Here is a 15,863-nt window from a genome sequence, read left to right as displayed (position 1 = left end):
CTCAAGCACGGGGTGCTCCTCGGTGAGCGGTGGTCGGTACAGAGCCGGGCCCCACCTTAGTCGGGTGGGGCCCGGCTCTCTCGATGAGGTCACCCAAGCGGGGTGCGGGCCGTCAGCCGAGGAGCTGGCTCTGCAGGACGACGGTCTGCTGGAAGGTGATCCGGGGCGGCAGGGCCGCCTTCCCGGACTGGACCACCAGGGCGATGACGTCACCGGCCTCGATGTAGGCGTATCGCACGGCCGTCCTCCCGTACGGCTTCGCCTCCGTGAAGACGTTCCGCTTCGTGTACTGGGCGCCGGCCTTCTCCGCCCAGCCGCCGTACTCCTCGTCGGCGTACGGCGCGTCCGCCGGGGAGGCCACGTTGTCCGTCAGGTCGGCGTGGACGATCCGTGTGAAGGCCGCCGAGGTGAAGCGCAGCGCGTAGATCCGCGTACGCGTCCCGTCGGGCGTGGTCCAGCCGCGGGCCGCGATCTGCCGCAGCCCGTCGTCCTTGAGCTGCTGCCCCAGGTCCTGGCGCGCGTCCTTCTCGTACGCGTCGAGGTACACGGACGTGGGCAGCCACCCGTCCTTCCCGGCCAGTGCCGCGTCCGGCGTGGCGCCCCGGGGCAGGGGCAGCACCAGTTTGCGCAGATCGGCGTAGTGGGTCTCGCTGTCGTTGCCGTCGGCGAAGGGCGCCGGGGAGCCCTCCGGCAGCGGAGGCTTCTCGATCGCCGGATAGGTCCACCGGCCGTCACTCGCGGTGGCCAGGCCCGGCAGATCGGTGCGCTTCTGCTCGGTGACGCCGTACGCGGTGGCCGCGCCGATCACGCCGAAGACGGCGACGGCGGCGGTCCAGCGCAGGACGGCGCGCAGGACGCGCCGGTCCCTGGGGGCGGGCGGGGCCGCCTCCTCGGCGGGGACGAGACCCGGCTGCTGCGGGGAACCGTCGGCAGCGGCGGGCTGCTGCGGCTCCTCGGACCACGCGGCCTCGGCCTGCGGCAGTGCCCCGGCCTGCTGCTGCGGCTCCTCGGGCGGCTGCGGCGACGCGGCCTGCGGCAGTGCCCCGGCCTGGTGCGGCGTCTCCGCCTGCTGCGGCTCCTCGGCCGGCTGCAGTGTCTCGCTCATACGAGCTGCCCTCCCTGCGACGTCAGACGGTCGAGCTGCTGGGCGAGCAGGTCGGCGACCTCGGCGGTGTTGAGCGGCCTGGGGCCGTAACCGGTGGCGGTGACCAGGACGTCGTCCTCGTACGCGCTGCAAAGGACCATCGCGAGCTTGCCCTTGCGGTCCTTGGGTGCGAGGAAACAGTCGGCGTTGCGATGGCCCTTGACCTTCGGCCCCTTGGGGAACACACCGACCGAGCGCAGGAACTCGCTGCGGAACTCCTTGAGCTGACGCCCGGCTCTGCGGTTCTGCATCTGGGCGAGCTGCATTTCGACGACGAGGGACTTCTGGTTGTCGTCCATCCCGAATCCTATGGAGCCGCTCAGCTGGTAGCTGCGCATGGCCATGCCCCTGAGCTTCAGCTTGTCGATGGCCTTGTCCTGCGCCTCGCGCTGGCGGGACGGCAGGTTGCGCGTGCCCCTCTTGAGGCGGGCGGCGGCTTCGCTGCCGGTGAGGGTCTTGTCGTTGCCGTACTCGTCGATGTCCGGGCCCGGCCGATACGCCTCGGGGACCGGGAGCAGCCGGGCGCTGAGCCCCTGGGCCTTGGCCCGGCCGGGCTTCGCCTGCTTCTGCTCCTTCGGCTTCGCCCACACCGTGGTGGGCGCCGAGCGGTCGGCGGCGTCGACCTTCATGACGGTGAGGCCGGTGCCGGCCCCGACGGCGAGCACGACGGCGCAGGCCACGGCCGCCACCACGGCGGGCCGGCGGCGGGCCGCACTCCCCGCTACGGGAGCGGGAACCGTGGCGGGGGTGGGATCCGGGGTGGGCCCGGGTTCCGGAAACTGTGGGTCCAGGTCGCTCACAGTCGCTCCAACTGGCGCTTCGCGAGAGACATCACGGTCTTCTCGGGGATCGGCCTGGTGTCGTACACCCGGATGTCCATGACGATGTCGCCACGGGCGGCGAGCGCCCTGGCCTGGTAGATCGGGAGGTAGCCGGCCTCGGTGTGCGGCTTGTCGTAGACGTAGACGCGCCCGTTGCCGCTGCCGGTGAGCGGCACCCCGTCGTTGCCCGCCCAGTCGCTGTCACTCATGTAGCCCTGCTGGCCGTCCAGGAACTTGCGCGAGCCGGAGTCGGTGTCGTCCCGGAACTGGATGAGCTGGACCTCCGTCGTGGACTGACCGCGCCGCCAGGCCTCGATCGTGGCCCGGCGGAAGCCGCCTTCGGCGAGCTGCCCGAACATCCAGCGCGGATCTTTGAAGCCGTTCGCGAAGTCGTACTGGTTCAGCCAGCCCTGCCGCGCGTCCGCCTTCTGCGTCCCGGCCGGCCTGGGCGCGAGGAGCTTGCGCAGATCGCCGTCCTGAGCGCGGGGTGCCGGCTTGGGCCCCTCGCCCTTCGCCTGCCCGACCACCGCCAGGGACAGCGGCGGCAGCGCCGTCGGCTCCCGGTCCGCCTGTACGACGTAGCCGGTGCACACGCCCGCGACGGCGCCGAGCAGGGCGGCACAGGCGATCAGCAGGGTGGTGCGGCCGCGGCGCCGCGGTCTCTCCGGCACCACGGGCACGGACAGCTCCGGCGCCCCCTGCGGTATTCGTTCGTCATCCAACGGGTCCCCCCACGGAACTCGAAGCGCGGATTCCGTATCCGCGCGCACAGGAGACCCACAGGCAACATCCCTGGTTGTACGGGAGTTGATTACGATTCAGCCATGGCGAACAAGCTCGTGATCAAGGTGACCGCGGGGGCCGATGCCCCCGAACGCTGCTCGCAGGCCTTCACGGTCGCGGCGGTGGCCGTGGCCAGCGGCGTGGAGGTCTCGCTCTGGCTGACCGGTGAGTCGTCGTGGTTCGCGCTGCCGGGCCGCGCCGCCGAGTTCGAGCTGCCGCACGCCGCGCCGCTGCCCGACCTGATCGAGTCGATCCTGGCGGCCGGGCGGATCACGTTGTGCACGCAGTGCGCGGCCCGCCGTGAGATCACGGAGAAGGACGTCGTCGAGGGCGTACGGATCGCCGGGGCGCAGGTCTTCGTGCAGGAGGCGATGGCGGACGGGACGCAGGCGCTCGTCTATTGACGCGGCGCGGACCTACGCTTGAAGCATGTACTCGCGGCGTCGTCACCTGTACTTCGCCATGATGGGCGTCTGCATCGGTCTGTTCGTCCTGGCCTGGGCCGTCGTGCGCCTCTGGTCCGTGCCCGCCGCGGTGGCGATGTGCATCGTGGCGATGGTGATTCCGCCCGTCGCCGCGATCGTCGCCAACCGCCGAGGGCCCGACGACCGCTGGTGGGACGACCCCTCCGGCGACGCGAAGTCCGACGAGTGGTGGGACGAGCTGGACGGCAAGAAGCGCCCCCAGGACCCGTACGAGCATTAGGCCAACCCAGGAGCCGCCCTGGGACCCGTACGACCATGAGGCCGCCCAAGGAGCCCTAGGACCTGTAGGGCCCTTAGGAGCCCTGGCCCCCTAGGAGTCCTGGGCCCCGCAAGGCCCCGAGGACCCTAGGAGCTCTCGGCCCCCTCACCCTCATCCTCGTCCCGGCCGGCGCGGCGCATCGCGACGATCTCCGCGACCTCCTCCAGCCACCGCGCCGCGCGCGTCTCGTCACCCGGCGCCCCGGCCACCTGGGCCGCCGCCTCCAGCCAGTCCCGCAGGCAGGCGGACGCCTCACCTGACGGCAGCGGCTCGGGCAGCGCGGCCGCGTACGCGAGGCCGCCGGCCCGGACGATCTTCGCCACGTACGTCACCGAGCGCGGCAGCACGCCGAGCCGGTCGAGGGTGACGGCGGCGGCGATCGCACCGTCACCGAAGAGCGCGGTGCGGAAGGTGTCGCGGGTGAGGCCGTGGCGCAGCAGCGTCGCGACGTCGGTGGCGGCGAGCACCTCGTCGTCGGTGCGCGGGGAGCGGTCGTGGACCATGGTCATTCCGTTCCGTCGTTCCGTTCCCGTGCAGGTCAGCGGACGGTGATCGTGTAGACGTAGTAGGCGACCTCGTCGTCCGACTTCGCCGGGGCCGCCGTGTCAGCGGCGGTCGGGACCGGGCTCGCGCTCACCTCCGCGGCGCTCCCGCACAGGCCGTGCGGGCAGAACAGCAGCTTCACCGTCGTCCTGCCGGCCGCGCGCGCCTTGAAGTCGAAGAACTGGGCACCGTCACCGCTGCCGATGAGGTCCTCGTCGCCCCCGTCCTCCTCCTCGCGCCGGCCCTGGTAGGTGACGACGCCCTGGTCGGGGCGCGGGCTCGCCAGGTACCAGTTCTGGCCGAGGGCGGGGCTGGCCGGGACCTCGAGAGTGAACGTGTCGCCCTTGTCGACGGAGACGCTCCGATCGCCCGGCCCGAAGGCGGTGGGCCCGGTGGAGCCGCCGCATCCGGAAAGGGTGACGAGGGCGGCGGCCGAAGCGGCCGCGGTACGCACAAGGTTTCGCATTTGCACGGTGTTTCGCATTCGCACGGTGGGTTCAGTTCGCACGGTGGGTTCAGTCCTGCTGGATGTAGACGCGGTTGACGTCGCCGTGGTGGGCCTTGGAGTAGCGGTCGTCGGCTACGGACTCGAGATCACCGTTGATGAAGTCGTCCTCGCTGATCCAGGACGTGGTGCCCCACGGGTTGTAGACCTGCAGCTTGCCGTCCTCCTGACCGATGATCATCAGGCTGTGGCCATGGCGGTCGCCGTTCTCGTCGACGCGCGTGATGTTGATGGGCACGGGCTTGCCGTCGGCGACGGACTTCTCGATGTCGGGCAGGACGCCACGCCGGTCGTCGGCGCCGTCCATCTCCTTCTGGTCGTACTTGTCGCCGGTGTGCGGGCCGAGCTCCTTGTCGGAGATCTCCTCCTGACCGTCGGAGTCCATGCCGGCCGGGTGCCGGTCCCACCACCAGCCGTCCATCTCGCCGTCGCCCTCGTCGTTCATCCGGAACTGCTCGTCGTGCAGCCGCTTGCGGAAGTGGTCCGGGTCGTCGTCGGTGCCGTCGGGGCCGCCGGTGAGTTCGAGGGCGTACACCGGGTCGACGAGGGCGCGGGCGGTGACCGTCGAGGACGGGACGCAGGTCTCGTCGTCCTGGTCCCACAGCTCGCCGCGGAAATCCTGTTGCTCCTTGCCGCCGCCGACGGACTTCGTGGTGACCGGTGTCAGGTGCTCCGAGAGCCACGCCGGGTCCTTGCCGTGGATCTTCCCGCCGAACTTCTCGACCTCGCCGACGCCGTAGCCCGAGGCGAGGGCCTTCATGAGGTACGCCTTCTCCTGCGGGCTCGACGCGTTCGCCAACAGCCTTTCCATGCGGGCCCGTTCGGCGGGCGACATGTCCTCCATGGCGCGGCCCGAGCGTTCGAGGTCGTTGGCGCTGAGGATCTCGTTCAGTTCGAGGTCGCCGCCGGGGTTGGCGGTGTCGGCGAGGGCGAGCCGGTCGGCAGCGGTCAGTTCGTCGGTGCCCATCTGGCCGGCGCGGGCCTCGGCGGCGAACTTGTTGAGGTCGCGGGCCGCGACGCGGGCGGCGTCGTCGGCGTCGGCGGCGGCCTTGTGCAGGTCGTCGGCGCCGTGGGAGGCCAAAGAGCGGGCCTTCAGACGGAGGGCTTCCTCGTCGTCGTCCTCGTGCCAGTCGTCGAACCAGCCGTCCCTGCCGCCGAGCATGCCGCGGGCGTCGCGAAGCTTGCCGCGTCCCGTGCCGTCGAGGGTCTGCGCGCTCTCCAGCGCGTCGGACAGCGCGATCAGGGCCTTGCCGCCGCCCTGGAACGCCTCGATCATCTGCTGGGCGTCGCGGGAGGCGGCGCCCACCACGTCGGAGGCGAGGACGCTCGTGTCGCCGACCCAGACCTGCGGCAGACCCTTGCGGGCGATCTTGTCGATCCGGTCGCTCACGGCGTCGGCCTCGTCGGTCTGGCCGGTGTAGCGCTTGCCCAGTGCCTCGATCACCTTCGGATCGCCGACCGGGCCCGAGACGCCGAGGGCGTCCTCGATCGCGTCGATCAGGTCGTTCTTGCTGCCGGCCGAAGAGATCCTCGCGCGCAGGCCGTCGAGTTTCTGCCTGCGGTCGTTCGTGGATTCCGTCACGGTCGCGGGCCCCGTCAGTAGGCGGACAGCGCGGACGGGCGCTCGGCGTACGCCGGCATCGTGCCGACGCGCTCCTCGGCCGCCGGGCCGACGGACACGGACTTCGCCCCGTTGCGTACGCCGATGTCGGAGCCGGAGTACGCGCGGCTGGAGAGGCGGACCTTGTCGGCGAGTTCGTGCAGGGCCGCTTCGAGGACCTTGGTCTCTGCCTCCCAGGCTGCCGCGAACGTGTTGAACGCGGGAGCGGTGTCGGAGCCGCCGAGCGCGTCCTGCGAGTAGCACATCGTGCCGGCGACGGCCTTGCCGATCTTGCCGACGTCACTGCCCGCGCCGTCGAGTTCGCCGGCCTGGCCCGACATGCCCTTGTGCCCGACCTGGTAGCCCTCCGCAGACGTCATGGCTGTTCCCCCGATTTCCTTGAGTCCACGACCTCGACGCGCCTTCCGCACAAGGAAGTTGAGTCAGGTCACAGCCTTCAAGAAATTAGCAGAATGCCGCCATGTACACGCCTTTCAGCACGGGCTCCACACAAGCCGAGGGACCGCACCTCGATTCCGTAGGCGTCCAACCCCCGGAGGTGCGGCCCCTCGGCCGTATCTGCGCCGCCGTCACACGGCGAGCCGTGTCAGACGGCGATGGCGACCTCGGAGAGACCACCGGTCTGGGCGACGACCGTGCGGTCCGCCGAGCCGCCGGGGACCAGGGCGCGCAGCGTCCACGTGCCCTCGGCCGCGTAGAAACGGAACTGGCCCGTCGCCGAGGTGGGGACCTCGGCCGTGAACTCGCCGGTCGAGTCCAGCAGGCGCACGTAACCGGTGACGGGCTCGCCGTCGCGGGTCACCTGGCCCTGGATGGTGGTCTCACCGGGCTTGATCGTCGAGGCGTCGGGGCCGCCGGCCTTCGCTCCACACATGTGTTTCTCCAAAAAGGTCGGTCAGGTCTGGCTGAGGGGTCCGGGAGGGTTACTTGTTGGCGCCGAGCTCGATCGGCACACCGACGAGGGAGCCGTACTCGGTCCACGAGCCGTCGTAGTTCTTGACGTTGGCCTGGCCGAGCAGCTCGTGCAGGACGAACCACGTCAGGGCCGAGCGCTCGCCGATGCGGCAGTACGCGATGGTGTCCTTGGCCAGGTCGACCTGCTCGTCCTCGTAGAGGGCCTTGAGCTCGTCGTCCGACTTGAAGGTGCCGTCGTCGTTGGCGTTCTTCGACCACGGGATGTTGCGCGCGGACGGGACGTGGCCCGGGCGCTGCGACTGCTCCTGCGGGAGGTGCGCCGGCGCGAGGAGCTTGCCGGAGAACTCGTCGGGGGAGCGCACGTCGACGAGGTTCAGGCTGCCGATCGCGGCGACGACGTCGTCACGGAAGGCACGGATCGAGGTGTCCTGGGCCTTGGCCTTGTAGTCCGTGGCGGGGCGCTGGACGATCTCGGCGACGAGGTCGCGCGAGTCGAGCTCCCACTTCTTGCGGCCGCCGTCGAGGAGCTTGACGCTGTCGTGGCCGTAGAGCTTGAAGTACCAGTAGGCGTAGGACGCGAACCAGTTGTTGTTGCCGCCGTAGAGGACGACCGTGTCGTCGTTGGCGATGCCGCGCGAGGACAGGAGCTTCTCGAAGCCGGCCTGGTCGATGAAGTCGCGGCGGACCGGGTCCTGCAGGTCCTGCTGCCAGTCGACCTTGACGGCGTTCTTGATGTGGTTCTTGTCGTACGCCGAAGCGTCCTCGTCGACCTCGACGATGACGACCTTCGGGTTGTCGAGGTTCGCCTCGACCCAGTCGGCGTCTACCAGGACGTCGCTGCGGCTCATGTTTTCTCCTCCGGGGCAGTTGCGGCGGGGTGCGGGAGTGCGGGTGCGATGCGGGCACGGCCACTGCTTGCGAACAGGGGCGGCATTCGGCGCGCGCGGGGGGAGGCCTCAAAGGGGCCTGGGGAAACGGGAGTTGCCGTCCCGCTCAGACGGTGCGACAGAGCATGGCGGCGACGCGGCACAGGTCTACTGCCCGCCGCTTCGTGAGATCCGCCTGTCGCTTCATGCCACCGATCGTAGGTACGCACGGGCGGCCATGTCACCGGCGTGTCGCATTGTGAGACACGATCGTCCGCAATGCGAGACGAGCGCGGCCCCGGAGCCTCTTCCTCCGGGCTCCGGGGCCACTGCGGCTCCGCCGATCGCTGCTGTATGGACGGCGCCGTCTCGCAGTGCGGACGCGCCGTTCTCCGGGTGCCTACCCGACGAGGTCGAGCTTCGAACCCTTCACCGAGATCTCGACGCCGTCCTTGACCGCCTCGACCCGGTCCAGCTTGATCCCGGCCGGCAGGTCGTCGATCGCCTGCTGGAAGTCGGTGACGGCGCGGACCCTGCCCTCGGCCAGGTCGAACGCGCCGACCTTGGGCAGGCTGTCGGCACGCGCCGAGACCTTGCCGTCGGTGACCTTGATCGAGCTGAGGACGGTGGGGTGCAGGGTGCCCACCGGCGTGTGCACGGTGACCGCGACCTTGACCTTGTCGCCGCCGCCGTAGGAGAGGCCTTCGATCTGCGCCGTCACGCCCGGGGCGACCTGGGCGGCGTCCTGCTTTCTGACGGCCTTGAGCAGCTCGGCGTAGGAGATGCGGGCGGTGCCGGTGGCCGAGTCGGCGGTGGCGGAGCTGAAGTCGCCGGCGAACTCCACGCCATGCATCTCGGCGTTCAGATCGGCGATCCGGATCGACTCGCCGCCGCTCTTCGCGTCGTAGTCCTTGATGCCGATCTCCACGTCGTCCAGCGTGCCGCCCGCGAGCTGGGTCAGGAAGGGGAAGCCCTTGATCGACACGTCGGGCGTGCGGGCCAGGCCCTCGTTGGCGCGCACGCGGTCGGCCGCCTCGCCCTCGGCGAAGTTCACCGCGACCCGGTCGGCGATGACGAACAGGCCGCCCAGGATCACGACGACGATCAGAAGTATCCGCAGAGCACGCATGGCCCGGTGCTTCCCCCCACCTGGACGACAGTTCCTGATCGCGAGCGTACGGGCCGGGCCCCCCGGAAGGGGGCCCGGCCCGATTCTTGTCGATCAGCTGTGACAGGCCGTACGCCCGCCGGACGCTCAGCCCACGACCCGCCCGAGCAGGTAGACGGCCGGGGCCGCGGCGGCGAGCGGCAAGGCCACGCCCGCCGTCATGTGCACGAAGCGGGACGGATAGTCGTAACTCGCGACGCGGTGGCCGACCAGGGCGCAGACACCCGCGCCGAGGCCGAGGAACGCGCCCTTCGACCCCATGTCCGTCATACCGCCGGCCGCGATTCCGGCGCCCGCGGCGGCGAGCAGCGCGACGGCCACGGAGGCGGGCGTCGGCAGCGGCAGCGCCCGTGCGAGGACGGCGACAGCCACGGCCACGGCGCCGACGGTCACGGCGTCCGGGTCGGCCGCCAGATGTCCGGTCGCGACGATGGCGAGCGCCGCCGAGGCGACCGTCGCCATCAGGCCGTACATGCGCTCGTCCGGTGCCGCGTGACTGCGGAGCTGGAGGACGAGCGTGAGCAGGACCCAGACGCCGAGGGTGCCGAGGATCGCGGCGGGCGCGTTCTCCCGGCCGGTGACGAGCAGCGCGGCGTCGGCGGCGAGGCCGCCCGCGAAGGCGAGCGCGATGCCCTGCCGCGCCGGCCACATGCCGTTGAGCCGGAACCAGCCGGCGGCCGTGACGGCCTGGAGCAGCACGAGCGGGACGAGCAGCGCGTACTGGCCCACCGCGGCGCCGCCCGCGAGGAGCAGCCCGAGCAGCGCGGTCAGCGCGGCGGGCTGCATCCCCGGCTCGATGATCGGCGACCGCCCCTCGGCACGGGCGCGCTGCGCGTCGGTGACGCGGGGGTTGCCGGTGACGGTGGCGGGCCCGTAGGCGGCCGCCTCCGGCTCGGCGGCGGGCAGCGGCTGGGCTGCCGCCACCGTCCCGAAGACCTGCGTCTGCTGGTCGACAACGGGGCTGTGGGGGGCCTGCCCGTACGGGGCCGGTTCGCCGTACGCGGCATGCGCGGGCGGCGGCGTGGTCTGTCCGCCCGACGTCTGCACCGCCGGCCCGTGCCCGTACGGCGCCTGCCCGTAGCCGTAAGACTGCTGGTCACCGCCGTACGCCTGCTGGTCGCCGTAGGCCTGCTGGTCGCCACCGGTCTGGCTCACCGGGCCCTGCCCGTACGCGCTCTGCCCGTACGCGGCCTGCCCGTACGGAGCCTGGCCGGGCTCGAACTCCTGGGGCTGCGGGTACGTCGACTGGACCTGGGTGTCCCACGTCTGGCCCTGCCACTGCTGGGTCTGCTGGGGCGGCTGCTGCTGCCCGTACTCGTCTTCGTACGGCTCGTTACTCATCGCGGTCACCCTCCTGCGAACGGCGGGAGCACCTCGACCGTGCCGCCCTCGGCAAGCCGTACCGTCTCATGCCCGCGCTTGCCGACGGGATCGCCGTCGATCAGGAACGAGGAACGCTGCAGGACACGCACCAGGTCCCCGGGGTGTCGCGCACGCGCGCCCTCCAGCGCGTCGGCCAGCGTCTCGGCCTCGTACGGCTCCTCGGCGACACCGGCGGCCGACTTGGCCGCGGCCCAGTAGCGGATGGTCCCGTTGGCCATGTGCGGCGTTCCTCCCATGCGGTATGTCCATGCGGTCTATTCGGCGGTTGCCGTCGTCCATGATGCCGTGGCCCAGCCGCCGATCCGCGCGAGGAGCCCGTCGTCCGCCGCGTGCTCGGCGTGCCCCATGCCCGGTTCCAGCCACAGCTCGGCCCCGCCGGACGCGGCCGCCGCGAGCATCCGCGGGTGGTCGACGGGAAAGTACGGGTCCCGGTCGCCGTGCACGATCAGGAGCGGCGTCGGCGCGATCAGCGGCACGGACTCGACCGGCGAGAGCGGAACCGGGTCCCACTCGTGCGGGTGAATGCGGGTGCGGAGTCCGACACGGCCCACGATCCGGCCGGCGGGCCGCGTCACCAGCCAGTGCAGCCGCCGCATCGGCGCGGTCCCGCGGTAGTACCAGCGGGCCGGGGCACTCACCGCGACCACTGCGTCGGAGCGCGCTTCCGTGCGCCCCCTGTGCAACGCGGCGTGCCGCAGGACGACGGAACCGCCCATCGAGAAGCCGACGGTCACCACTCGTTCATGCCCGAGTGACCTCGCCCACTCCACGGCGGCCACCAGGTCGAGTACCTCCCGGTCACCGACGGTGGACCGCCCGCCCGACCGCCCGTGCCCGCGGAACGAGAACGTGACCACGGCGGCACGCTGCGCGAACACCCGCGCCGCGCGCCGGACGTGCGGCCGTTCCAGATCGCCCGTGAACCCGTGCGCGACCACGATCACCGGGCCGCCGGCGGGGCCCGGCCCGGGGTCGTGGGCGGCCTCGATCAGGACCCCGTCCCGCGTGCGCAGCATCACACGCCGTGAGCGGACAGTGATCGGCTGCACAGAAGATCGTGCGTCTTGACCTGCCGGACCGGAACTCATGTGGGCTATTCTCCTAGGGAGAGGATCCGGGCAGCGAAGCCCCCGGGTCCTTTTGTGCTTTCGGACCGCGTTGTATACGAACGCCGGCCGCGAGGCGCACAGGGCCCCGGGGCGCGGGACCCGAAGCACCGCGAAACAGCACGAAAAGCAGTACGAACAAGCAGTACGAAGCAGTGCCGTAAACGTCCTCGCAGGGACCGAGGAGGAACCGACGTTATGGGCGAGCGAAACGTGCACGACCGTAGGACGACCCAGGCAGGTGGGCCGCGATGAGTTCATTGCTGCTCCTCACGAATGCCCTTCAGCCGTCGACGGAGGTGCTCCCCGCTCTCGGCCTGCTGCTGCACAACGTGCGGGTCGCCCCCGCCGAGGGCCCGGCTCTCGTCGACACCCCCGGTGCCGACGTCATCCTCATCGACGGGCGCCGCGACCTCCCGCAGGTACGCAGCCTGTGCCAGCTTCTGCGCTCCACCGGGCCCGGCTGTCCGCTGGTCCTCGTCGTGACGGAGGGCGGCCTCGCGGCCGTCACCGCCGACTGGGGCATCGACGACGTACTTCTCGACACGGCGGGACCGGCCGAGGTCGAGGCGCGGCTGCGTCTCGCGATGGGCCGCCAGCAGATCGTCACCGACGACTCCCCGATGGAGATCCGCAACGGCGACCTGTCGGTGGACGAGGCCACCTACAGCGCGAAGCTGAAGGGGCGGGTCCTCGACCTGACCTTCAAGGAGTTCGAGCTCCTCAAGTACCTCGCGCAGCACCCGGGCCGTGTCTTCACGCGCGCCCAGCTGCTGCAGGAGGTGTGGGGTTACGACTACTTCGGCGGCACCCGCACCGTGGACGTCCACGTGCGGCGCCTGCGCGCGAAGCTCGGGCCCGAGCACGAGTCGCTGATCGGCACCGTGCGCAACGTCGGCTACCGCTTCGTGACGCCGGAGAAGGTCGAGCGGGCGGCGGACGGGGCGAAGGCCCAGGCGGCGACCCCGAGGCCGGACCAGGCGGAGCACGCGGCACCGGCGGAGCACGCTGCACCCGCCGGTCGCACGGACTCCGCGACGGAATCCCGTGCCGGGCGGGAGCCGGCCGAGCAGCCCCGGGCGGGCGCTCGTCAGGCCGCCGCCGGACGCCCTGCCCAGCGGTAGGTCCATCCGCGTAGACTCCGCGCGTGGCCAAGGTGACTCGGGATGATGTGGCGCGACTGGCGGGTACTTCGACCGCGGTCGTGAGCTACGTCATCAACAACGGACCTAGGCCGGTTGCCCCGGCCACGCGCGAGCGTGTACTCGCCGCGATCAAGGAACTGGGGTACCGGCCCGACCGGGTCGCCCAGGCCATGGCGTCGCGGCGGACCGACCTCATAGGCATGATCGTGCCGGACGCGCGCCAGCCGTTCTTCGCGGAGATGGCGCACGCCGTCGAGCAGGCGGCGTCCGAGCGCGGAAAGATGGTCCTCGTCGGCAACTCCGACTACGTCGAGGAGCGCGAGGTCCACTATCTGCGGGCCTTCCTCGGCATGCGGGTGTCCGGCCTCATCCTCGTCAGCCACGGCCTGAACGATCTGGCCGCGGCCGAGATCGAGGCCTGGGACGCGCGCGTGGTCCTGCTGCACGAGCGCCCCGAGGCGATCGACGACGTCGCCGTCGTCATCGACGACGTCGGCGGCGCCCAGCTCGCCACCCGCCATCTGCTCGAGCACGGCCACCCGTACGTCGCCTGTCTCGGCGGCACCGCCGAGACGCCGTCCGTCGGCGACCCGGTCTCCGACCACGTCGAGGGCTGGCGCCGGGCCATGCACGAGGCGGGACTCTCCACCGAGGGCCGGCTGTTCGAGGCGCCGTACAACCGCTACGACGCCTACAAGATCGGGCTCGAACTGCTCGCCGGGCCCCAGCGGCCGCCGGCGATCTTCTGCTCCACGGACGACCAGGCCTTCGGCATCCTGCGGGCCGCGCGCGAGCTGCGGATCGAGGTGCCGGGCGAGCTGGCCGTCGCCGGGTTCGACGACGTGAAGGAGGCGGGTCTGACGGATCCGCCGCTGACGACGGTCGCCTCCGACCGCTCGGCGATGGCCCGGTCCGCCGTCGACCTCGTCCTCGACGACTCGCTGCGCGTCGCCGGATCCCGGCGTGAGCGCCTGAAGGTGTTCCCCTCGCGGCTGGTCGTCCGCCAGTCCTGCGGCTGCCCCTGACCTCACACCATCGCGCGCCGGCCCGGGACACCGGACCGGCGCGCGTGCTGTGTTCCGGGTCGCTCAGAACATCAGGTTGTACTGGTTGAACCCGGTGCCCAGGCTCTTGCGGGCGCCGAAGACGTCGGCGGACGCCTTGTTGGTGCCCGGGTAGAGCCAGAGCGTGCCGCCCGAGTCGCGGGCCATGACGTCGGCGATGCCGTCGCCGGTCACGTCGCCGCTCGTCACGTACGAGGTGAAGTTCCAGCCCGTGCGGGCCTGGATGCGCGCCGCGAACGGGGTGTGCTCGACCTGCGTGCCCCGGTAGAGGTACAGGACGCCGGAGCTGTTGCGGACCAGGAGGTCGGCCTTGCCGTCGCCGGTCAGGTCGCCGTGGCCGAAGATCTTCACGCCCTTCCAGGCCTTGTCGACGACCTTGACCTTGCCGTAGAACTCGCCGTTGCCCTTGCCCGGGTAGAGGTACGTCGAGCCGTCGGCGTCCACCGCGACCAGGTCGGGGCGGGAGTCACCGGTCATGTCGCCGGGTATGGCGTACGACTTGTAGCCGCCCCACACCGAGGCGATCTGCATCCACTCGAAGGCGTCCGACGCGTGGTTGTAGTAGCTGCGGTACAGCTTGCCGTCGGTGCTGTCGCGGATGACCACATCCTGGAAGAAGTCCCGGTCCAGGTCGGCCTGGAGGGCCCAGCTCGCGGTCTGCCAGCCGGCGCTCTGGTAGGCGCGCGTGGCGAGCGACGTGCCCTTGCTGTCCTGCTCGAACAGGCCCCCGGAGGGGGTGCGCGCCAGCAGGTCGGCCCGGCCGTCGAAGCTCAGGTCCGTGTCGTCGATGCGCGGCTGGGCCGCCCAGACGTACGAGGACACCTTGGTGAAGACGGGGTAGGCGCCCTTCGCGGTGCAGCCGGAGACGCCCCACGAGACGACGCCGACGACGCGGCCGCCGACGATCACCGGACCGCCGGAGTCACCGCTGCAGGTGCTCTTGGTGCCCTCGTCGGTGCCCGTCGCCGGGGTGCCCGCGCAGAACATCGAGCCCTCGACGAAGTCGTCCTCGCCGAGGACGGACTGCATCGCGGCGTTGCAGGTGGAGTCGGAGACCAGCGGCAGGGTCACCTTGCGCAGGGTCGCCGACAGGTCGGCGTCCTGCGCGCCCGAGGTCAGGCCCCAGCCGTAGACGGTGGCGGAGGTGCCGGCCTTGTAGGACGCGGTGTCGTTGCTCTGGACCAGCTTCGTCCACTGGTCCTCCAGCGGACGGTCCAGCGTGAGGACCGCGATGTCGTTCTGGATGGTGTCGGCGTTGTACCGCGGATGGTTCCACTGGCGCCAGACGCCCGCGACGGTGCCGTTGGCGCTGTCGAGCAGGCCGGTGGCGCCGGCCACGACGGCGCCGTTGTTCACCCAGTCCAGACCGGCGACGCAGTGGGCCGCGGTGAGGACCTTGTTCGGGGCGACGAGGGTGCCGCCGCAGAAGTAGCCGTCGCCGGACGCGGCGTCGTAGTACGAGAGCTGGACCATCCAGGGCGCGGAGGAGATCGACGTCTCGGTGCCGCCGATGATGAACGGCGTCTTCTTGGGCTTCGTCTCCGGGGTCGCCCGGGTCTTCGCGGCCTCGACGACCCGCTTGCGCAGTTCGGCGTCGGAGGCGGAAGGGGCCGGACTCGCGGTGCGGGCGATGCTCGCGCCGGGCAGTCCGGGCGGATCGTCGGCCGCGGTGGCGGGGTGCGCCACGAGGGCGCCGGCGCAGCTCAGCGCCAGCGCGAGAGCGGCCGTGGACAGCGCCGTGACGGGGCGTCTCCAGCGGTCGCGCAGGGCAGGTATCACTCAGGGCTCCTGGGGTGAAGAGTGGCTTCAGGGCCCGAGAAGAGGCATACGGCGCGCACCACGGCAGATACCGGACACCGAGCGGACAGAACATCGGATTCGGGCTCGGACCCAGGCGCCGCCGCAGACCCCCCTCCGGCGCACGGATCGTAGATCCCACGGGTCTCTCGACACACGACCTTCACGGCAGGCAGGTGAGAGTTGTCCCGGCGCCCTCCCGCACCTCACCCTCAGTCAACCCGCCGTTCTCCAAGGCATCTTTATTTCGGGCAAACA

The 15,863-nt window shown here is 71.2% G+C and carries 19 protein-coding genes; 4 read left to right on the top strand and 15 right to left on the bottom strand.

Translation table 11 applies throughout. The features are described from left to right. Positions 1-112: 112 nt before the first annotated feature. Genes OHO83_RS24780 through OHO83_RS24770 form a run of 3 tightly spaced genes read right to left on the bottom strand, consistent with a single transcriptional unit; the run spans position 113 to position 2,687 of the window. The gene (locus OHO83_RS24780; protein ID WP_266671962.1) at positions 113-1,105 is read right to left on the bottom strand and encodes a hypothetical protein; all 993 of its coding nucleotides are present in this window, start codon (positions 1,103-1,105) and stop codon (positions 113-115) included. Further along, a complete protein-coding gene (locus OHO83_RS24775; RefSeq protein ID WP_266671963.1) occupies positions 1,102-1,944 on the bottom strand; it encodes a hypothetical protein in 843 nt (280 codons plus the stop codon). The genes OHO83_RS24780 and OHO83_RS24775 overlap by 4 nt, the downstream gene beginning before the upstream one ends. Next, positions 1,941-2,687: a hypothetical protein gene (locus OHO83_RS24770; RefSeq protein ID WP_266671964.1), complete on the bottom strand. Its 747-nt coding sequence runs from the start codon at positions 2,685-2,687 to the stop codon at positions 1,941-1,943. Before OHO83_RS24770 ends, OHO83_RS24775 begins: the two co-directional genes overlap by 4 nt. Before the next feature lie 102 nt (positions 2,688-2,789). Here OHO83_RS24770 and OHO83_RS24765 point away from each other — a divergent pair, with 102 nt between their 5' ends. Continuing rightward, positions 2,790-3,152, top strand: a complete 363-nt coding sequence (locus OHO83_RS24765; RefSeq protein ID WP_266671965.1) for a DsrE family protein — start codon at positions 2,790-2,792, stop codon at positions 3,150-3,152. 25 nt (positions 3,153-3,177) lie between these two features. Next, positions 3,178-3,453, top strand: a complete 276-nt coding sequence (locus tag OHO83_RS24760; RefSeq protein WP_266671966.1) for a DUF3099 domain-containing protein — start codon at positions 3,178-3,180, stop codon at positions 3,451-3,453. A gap of 125 nt (positions 3,454-3,578) precedes the next feature. On the opposite strand, the gene OHO83_RS24755 is transcribed toward OHO83_RS24760, so the two are convergent. The 11 genes from OHO83_RS24755 to OHO83_RS24710 form a co-directional block, all read right to left on the bottom strand. Next, the gene (locus OHO83_RS24755; protein WP_266671967.1) at positions 3,579-3,995 is read right to left on the bottom strand and encodes a hypothetical protein; all 417 of its coding nucleotides are present in this window, start codon (positions 3,993-3,995) and stop codon (positions 3,579-3,581) included. A 35-nt stretch (positions 3,996-4,030) separates the two neighbouring features. Beyond that, positions 4,031-4,501, bottom strand: coding sequence for a protease inhibitor I42 family protein (locus OHO83_RS24750; RefSeq protein WP_266671969.1), 471 nt, complete (start codon positions 4,499-4,501; stop codon positions 4,031-4,033). A gap of 49 nt (positions 4,502-4,550) precedes the next feature. Beyond that, entirely contained in the window at positions 4,551-6,122 is a 1,572-nt protein-coding gene (locus OHO83_RS24745; protein WP_266671971.1) for a peptidoglycan-binding protein, read from the bottom strand. 14 nt (positions 6,123-6,136) lie between these two features. After that, entirely contained in the window at positions 6,137-6,520 is a 384-nt protein-coding gene (locus OHO83_RS24740) for a hypothetical protein (RefSeq protein ID WP_266671973.1), read from the bottom strand. A gap of 227 nt (positions 6,521-6,747) precedes the next feature. After that, entirely contained in the window at positions 6,748-7,035 is a 288-nt protein-coding gene (locus OHO83_RS24735; protein ID WP_100595620.1) for a DUF1416 domain-containing protein, read from the bottom strand. A gap of 49 nt (positions 7,036-7,084) precedes the next feature. Then, positions 7,085-7,924: a sulfurtransferase gene (locus OHO83_RS24730; RefSeq protein ID WP_227295692.1), complete on the bottom strand. Its 840-nt coding sequence runs from the start codon at positions 7,922-7,924 to the stop codon at positions 7,085-7,087. A gap of 145 nt (positions 7,925-8,069) precedes the next feature. Continuing rightward, positions 8,070-8,150 (bottom strand): putative leader peptide, encoded by an 81-nt coding sequence (locus tag OHO83_RS47040; RefSeq protein WP_350203226.1) that lies wholly within the window; start codon positions 8,148-8,150, stop codon positions 8,070-8,072. 192 nt (positions 8,151-8,342) lie between these two features. Next, entirely contained in the window at positions 8,343-9,071 is a 729-nt protein-coding gene (locus OHO83_RS24725; RefSeq protein WP_266671975.1) for an LmeA family phospholipid-binding protein, read from the bottom strand. A gap of 126 nt (positions 9,072-9,197) precedes the next feature. Beyond that, entirely contained in the window at positions 9,198-10,451 is a 1,254-nt protein-coding gene (locus tag OHO83_RS24720; protein WP_266671977.1) for a hypothetical protein, read from the bottom strand. 5 nt (positions 10,452-10,456) lie between these two features. Then, positions 10,457-10,711 (bottom strand): MoaD/ThiS family protein, encoded by a 255-nt coding sequence (locus tag OHO83_RS24715; RefSeq protein ID WP_266671979.1) that lies wholly within the window; start codon positions 10,709-10,711, stop codon positions 10,457-10,459. Positions 10,712-10,747: 36 nt separating this feature from the next. Beyond that, a complete protein-coding gene (locus OHO83_RS24710; protein ID WP_266671981.1) occupies positions 10,748-11,581 on the bottom strand; it encodes an alpha/beta hydrolase in 834 nt (277 codons plus the stop codon). A gap of 269 nt (positions 11,582-11,850) precedes the next feature. Here OHO83_RS24710 and OHO83_RS24705 point away from each other — a divergent pair, with 269 nt between their 5' ends. After that, positions 11,851-12,723 carry a response regulator transcription factor gene (locus OHO83_RS24705; RefSeq protein WP_266671983.1) on the top strand — a complete coding sequence of 291 codons (873 nt, stop codon included), beginning with the start codon at positions 11,851-11,853 and terminating at the stop codon, positions 12,721-12,723. A gap of 23 nt (positions 12,724-12,746) precedes the next feature. Continuing rightward, positions 12,747-13,769: a LacI family DNA-binding transcriptional regulator gene (locus tag OHO83_RS24700; RefSeq protein ID WP_266671985.1), complete on the top strand. Its 1,023-nt coding sequence runs from the start codon at positions 12,747-12,749 to the stop codon at positions 13,767-13,769. 63 nt (positions 13,770-13,832) lie between these two features. On the opposite strand, the gene OHO83_RS24695 is transcribed toward OHO83_RS24700, so the two are convergent. After that, a complete protein-coding gene (locus OHO83_RS24695) occupies positions 13,833-15,587 on the bottom strand; it encodes a trypsin-like serine protease (protein ID WP_266671987.1) in 1,755 nt (584 codons plus the stop codon). Between the last annotated feature and the right edge of the window lie 276 nt (positions 15,588-15,863).

The sequence above is a fragment of the Streptomyces sp. NBC_00569 genome (assembly GCF_036345255.1).
Classification (GTDB): domain Bacteria; phylum Actinomycetota; class Actinomycetes; order Streptomycetales; family Streptomycetaceae; genus Streptomyces.
This window is presented reverse-complemented; position numbering and strand designations above follow the sequence as displayed.

Coding starts and splice junctions, on each gene's coding strand:
- OHO83_RS24780 (WP_266671962.1), bottom strand. CDS start 1,105: ATGAGCGAGACACTGCAGCCGGCCGAGGAGCCGCAGCAGGCGGAGACG.
- OHO83_RS24765 (WP_266671965.1), top strand. CDS start 2,790: ATGGCGAACAAGCTCGTGATCAAGGTGACCGCGGGGGCCGATGCCCCC.
- OHO83_RS24760 (WP_266671966.1), top strand. CDS start 3,178: ATGTACTCGCGGCGTCGTCACCTGTACTTCGCCATGATGGGCGTCTGC.
- OHO83_RS24755 (WP_266671967.1), bottom strand. CDS start 3,995: ATGGTCCACGACCGCTCCCCGCGCACCGACGACGAGGTGCTCGCCGCC.
- OHO83_RS24750 (WP_266671969.1), bottom strand. CDS start 4,501: ATGCGAAACCTTGTGCGTACCGCGGCCGCTTCGGCCGCCGCCCTCGTC.
- OHO83_RS24740 (WP_266671973.1), bottom strand. CDS start 6,520: ATGACGTCTGCGGAGGGCTACCAGGTCGGGCACAAGGGCATGTCGGGC.
- OHO83_RS24735 (WP_100595620.1), bottom strand. CDS start 7,035: ATGTGTGGAGCGAAGGCCGGCGGCCCCGACGCCTCGACGATCAAGCCC.
- OHO83_RS24730 (WP_227295692.1), bottom strand. CDS start 7,924: ATGAGCCGCAGCGACGTCCTGGTAGACGCCGACTGGGTCGAGGCGAAC.
- OHO83_RS47040 (WP_350203226.1), bottom strand. CDS start 8,150: ATGAAGCGACAGGCGGATCTCACGAAGCGGCGGGCAGTAGACCTGTGC.
- OHO83_RS24725 (WP_266671975.1), bottom strand. CDS start 9,071: ATGCGTGCTCTGCGGATACTTCTGATCGTCGTCGTGATCCTGGGCGGC.
- OHO83_RS24720 (WP_266671977.1), bottom strand. CDS start 10,451: ATGAGTAACGAGCCGTACGAAGACGAGTACGGGCAGCAGCAGCCGCCC.
- OHO83_RS24715 (WP_266671979.1), bottom strand. CDS start 10,711: ATGGCCAACGGGACCATCCGCTACTGGGCCGCGGCCAAGTCGGCCGCC.
- OHO83_RS24710 (WP_266671981.1), bottom strand. CDS start 11,581: ATGAGTTCCGGTCCGGCAGGTCAAGACGCACGATCTTCTGTGCAGCCG.
- OHO83_RS24705 (WP_266671983.1), top strand. CDS start 11,851: ATGAGTTCATTGCTGCTCCTCACGAATGCCCTTCAGCCGTCGACGGAG.